We start from the raw sequence: 4,604 nt of genomic DNA, 5'->3' as shown, positions 1-4,604 counted from the left end.
GCTGCGCAAGGCTGCCAAGCGAACAGTCGAAACCGTCTGTGACGCCATCGGCCAAATCCTCGGCGAGGTCACGTCAACCGAATGCCGAAATTACTTCACAGAGGCCGGCTATGCCCAACCTAAATTCATCCCGCTCTAGAGTGAGAGCACGGACCGGTTTCCCGTGACGGGTTGAGAGCTGGAGGAGAGGCCTCCGGCGCCCGTCGCGGAGAACCGCAATGTCCAGACATTACGCTCGCGCCGGCGCCGACCGGACAAGCCTCTATGATGATATCACCAACAAGATCATCGCCGAGCTGGAAGCTGGGCGCTTTCCCTGGGTGCAGCCTTGGGGCACGGCGGCGGCGCAAGCCCCCCTCGCCATGCCGGCCAATGCCGCGACCGGCCGCGCCTACTCGGGGATCAACGTGCTGATCCTGTGGGGTGCGGTCGTCGAGCATGGCTTTCCCGTTCAGGGCTGGCTGACTTTCCGCCAGGCGCTATCGTTGGGCGGCCATGTCCGCCAGGGCGAACACGGGACCACTGTCGTCTATGCTGACCGCTTCATCCCTGACGACGAGAAGAACCGCGCGCGGGAAACCGGCGAGGCTGCAAAGGCCATACCGTTTCTGAAGCGCTTCATTCTGTTCAACGTCGCGCAATATGAAAATCTGCCGGACGATCTGGCCCTGGCTCCGCCTGCACCAGAGCCCGGGCTGATCGAGCCGGCCATCGACGCACTGATCAAGGCGACAGGGATCGATTTCCGCATCGGTGGCAGCAGAGCCTGTTATGTGCCGGCGCAGGACTACGTGCGGGTGCCGCCCCCGCAGGCCTATTTCGAGACCATCGACTGGCACCGCACCGCCCTGCACGAGCTTGGCCATGCGACAGGGCATCCCTCCCGCGTCGGCCGTGACCTCGGCGGCGCCTTCGGCACCAAGAGATATGCTTTCGAGGAACTGATCGCCGAGATGAACGCTGCCTTCTGCTGCGCCTCGCTTGGCATCATGCCAACCGTGCGCCACGCCGACTACCTGGCCTCCTGGCTCGATGTCCTGCGCGAAGACAATCGCGCCATCGTTCGTGCCGCCTCCCAGGCCAGCAAGGCGGCCGACTGGCTGCTTGCCTTGCTACCGCAACCTGGAAGCGGAGCCAAGGGCGGCTCCGCCGAGATCGATGAGGCCGAGATCGACAGGAGGGCGGCATGATCCTCCTCACCGAGGAACAGCGCGAGCGCCTGCTCGCCAATGGCCGCGAACGCAACGCCGATCACGTGCCGGTGGTGAAGCTCTTCAACCCGCTCGGCGAAGGAACCTGGCTCGCGACCGAGCTGGATGCCGATGGCGACGCTATGTTCGGTCTCGCCGATCTCGGCTATCCCGAGCTGGGCAGCTTCTCGCTCCTTGAGATGACGTCGATCCGGCTGCCCTTCGGCATGGGCATCGAGCGCGACATCCTCTTTGCCACCGACTTGCCGATTTCGGTCTGGGCAGAGGCCTCCCGCCGGGCCGGAAGCCTTCGCGACGCGGAACGACTCCTCTACCACGCCGCCCAGTCTGGCCGAGACGGCGCGTGAGATCTCAACTTGAAATCCGCAAAGCCGCAGATGCGCAAAGCCGTGTCTGCGGCCCTGTCCCCTTCGGATCTTCGGTGTGCGGCGCAGTCCTCAGAGTGAGAGGGCTGCGCCCGTCTCTTTTGACGGGTTTGGAGGTCGAGAGAGTCTCGGCCGCCCGTCGCGGAGATAGTCCACATGGCTACGCCCAAGCAGAAGATCACCCTCAACGCTTCACGTGACATCCCCTTCGACAAGCTGATGCTGAGCCAGTCCAATGTCCGGCGCATCAAGCGCGGGGAAACGATAGAGGACCTCGCCGCGTCGATCGCACGGCGCGGCCTGCTCCAGAGCCTCAACGTCCGGCCAGTGTTGGATGGCGAGGGTAACGAGACCGGCATGTTTGAGGTGCCGGCTGGCGGGCGCCGCTATCGCGCGCTGGAACTGCTGGTCAAGCAGAAGCGCATGATCAAGACCGAGCCAGTTCCCTGCGTCGTCAGCGACGCCCACAGCGCGGTCCCGATCGAGGAGGATTCGCTGGCCGAGAATTTTCAGCGCGAAGATTTACATCCGCTCGACATGTTTCGCGCCTTCCAGACCCTTCACGACCAGGGCGCGAGCCACGAGGAGATTGCGGCACGCTTCTTCGTGTCCGCTACCTTTGTCCAGCAGCGCCTGCGGCTCGCAAAAGTTTCGCGCAAGCTGCACGAGGTCTACGAGCAGGAGGGCATGCAGATCGAGCAGCTCATGGCCTTTACCGTGACCGACGATCACGCCCGTCAGGAGCAGGTCTGGGAGGCGCTCGAAAACTCCTGGTCGAAGGAGCCGCAGCAGATCCGGCGCCTGCTGACGGAGACCACGGTGCGCGCGAGCGATCGCCGGGCGCTGTTCGTCGATGTCGAGGCCTATGTCGCCGCCGGCGGCGTGGTGCTGCGTGACCTGTTCGAGGCCGACAATGGCGGCTGGCTGCAGGACCCGGCTCTGCTCGATCGCTTGGTCCGCGACAAGCTGAAGTCGATCGCCGACGAAATCGCGGCGGAGGGCTGGAAGTGGATCGTGGTCGATGTCGATCTGCCTTATGGCCATAATCACGGTCTGCGGGCACTGGCCGGCACCCCCGTCGATCTGACCGACGCGGAGCGGGCGGAACGCGAAGCCCTGCGCGCGGAGTACGAACGGCTGGAAGCCGAGTATGGCGAATCCGACGAACTCCCCGACGCGGTCGATCAACGTCTCGGCGAGATCGAGTCTGTGCTGGAGGCGTTCGAGAGCCGCCCGATGAACTACGATCCCGCCGATATCGGCCGCGCCGGTGCCTTCATCAGCATCGACCGTGACGGTGACCTGGTCGTCGATCGCGGATATGTGCGCCCCGAGGACGAAGCGCCGGAAGCGGTCGACGGCGACGCCGCCGAGCCCGGCGGTGTGACCGGGAGCGAGGATGGCAGCGACGATCCTTCGATTCGCCGCGCCATTATCACCATCGGCGCGCAAATGTCCGAGCCCGATGAGGATGACGGCGACGCCATCAAGCCGCTGCCCGAACGCCTGGTGATCGAGCTCACCGCGTATCGCGCGTTGGCGCTGCGCAATGCCGTGGCCGAGAACCAGCATGTGGCCATCACGGCGCTGTTGCATCGGCTCGTCCTCGACACCTTCGGTCATCGCTCCGCGACCGGCTGCCTCGAGGCGTTCGTCCGACATGTCCACTTGCCGACGCAAGACGCCGAGCTGAAAAACAGCCCCGCGGCCAAGGCGATCGACGAACGCCATGAGGCGTGGAAGGGCGACATTCCGCTCGGTGACGACCAGACTCTGTGGGCTTGGCTCGACAGTCTCGATGAAGCCAGTCAGCACACACTGCTGGCGCATTGCGTCAGCTATGGGATCAACGCGCTGTTCGAGCGACCTAACCCCTATGGCAGCGGCGTTTCCCAGCACGGGCTGGAGCAGCGCTTCCGCGAAGCCGACCGGCTCTCCCACGCCACCGGGCTCGACATGGTGGATGCGGGCTGGCGGCCGACGGTCGATAATTATCTCGGCCGGGTCACCAAGTCCCGCATCCTCGAAGCCGTGCGCGAAGGTGCCGGCGAGCAGGCGGCTCAACTCATCGACCACCTCAAGAAGGGCGACATGGCCAAGGAGGCCGAACGCCTCCTTGCCGATAGTGGCTGGCTACCCGAACCGCTCCGTCTGATCGATCATGACGCACCGCCCGCGCAGCCGGGCGAGGAACCTGACCTGCCCGAATTCCTCGCCGGCGATGACGAAGACGACTCGGCGGCAGCCGATGAGGTCATCGCACACGCTGACGCTGCCGAATAGCACCCATCGACGGGGCGACTCCGGTCGCCCCGTTCCCCTTCACCTCACCCTCATGGCCCGACGCCCTGTCGGGCCTTTTCGTTTCAGGAGACATCCATGTCCGCCCACATCGTCTATGACAACGCCCCGCTCGGCTCGCTGATCCAGTACTCGGACGGCACCCCCAAACCGCCCGCGCGCTTTACCCGCAAGCTCGCCGACTGGGGCCGTCGCAACGGCCTCGGCCGTCTGGTCCGCAAGGCATCGCCGCGCGACCGTCCGACCTACAGCGCACCGGCCTCGATCACGCTCAACGAAGGGAACTTCTCCTCCGGCGGCGTCATCCTAGTGACGGTCATGCGAACCTACTCGGTCGACAGCGACCTCAGCTTCAAGATCGTCGAGCAGCCCGGTATCGGCATGGTCCGGGTCCTGCAGCAGATCGGCGACCACGACGAGTTGTTGCACCTCGCCGAGAGCCGGGAGGCGGCCGTACTCTGGTTGGCCAAGACCGGGTACCGCAATGCGCGTCTTGAAGACGTCACCGCCGACGAAGTCGGCGCCGATGTCGTCGAGGGGCGGGCGGCGGCGTAACCGCGAAACATCACACCTGCACGCATGGACATCAACCTCGACCCGCCACGGCCGGGGCTCGGAGACGAACGCCGGGCCGCCCGTTTTTTTAGAGTCCCCAATAGGGGATCAGTAAACCCCACGCCTTTAGGCGGCTGGGATCGCGGCGCTTGCCGTGTAGACTGGCTGGATG

The 4,604-nt window shown here is 65.0% G+C and carries 4 protein-coding genes; all 4 read left to right on the top strand.

The genetic code is table 11. The features are described 5' to 3' along the window. Window positions 1-218 precede the first annotated feature (218 nt). Entirely contained in the window at window positions 219-1,190 is a 972-nt protein-coding gene (locus tag NKJ06_RS34455) for an ArdC family protein (protein ID WP_352812380.1), read from the top strand. After that, entirely contained in the window at window positions 1,187-1,558 is a 372-nt protein-coding gene (locus NKJ06_RS34450) for a DUF2958 domain-containing protein (RefSeq protein ID WP_352812379.1), read from the top strand. The genes NKJ06_RS34455 and NKJ06_RS34450 overlap by 4 nt, the downstream gene beginning before the upstream one ends. A 174-nt stretch (window positions 1,559-1,732) precedes the next feature. Continuing rightward, the gene (locus NKJ06_RS34445; protein ID WP_352812377.1) at window positions 1,733-3,859 is read left to right on the top strand and encodes a ParB/RepB/Spo0J family partition protein; all 2,127 of its coding nucleotides are present in this window, start codon (window positions 1,733-1,735) and stop codon (window positions 3,857-3,859) included. 96 nt (window positions 3,860-3,955) lie between these two features. Further along, window positions 3,956-4,432 carry a UCP036055 family protein gene (locus NKJ06_RS34440; RefSeq protein WP_352812375.1) on the top strand — a complete coding sequence of 159 codons (477 nt, stop codon included), beginning with the start codon at window positions 3,956-3,958 and terminating at the stop codon, window positions 4,430-4,432. The last annotated feature ends 172 nt before the right edge of the window (window positions 4,433-4,604 follow it).

Origin of the sequence: Mesorhizobium sp. M0293 (genome assembly GCF_040321735.1) — a bacterium.
GTDB lineage: Bacteria > Pseudomonadota > Alphaproteobacteria > Rhizobiales > Rhizobiaceae > Mesorhizobium.
This window is presented reverse-complemented; position numbering and strand designations above follow the sequence as displayed.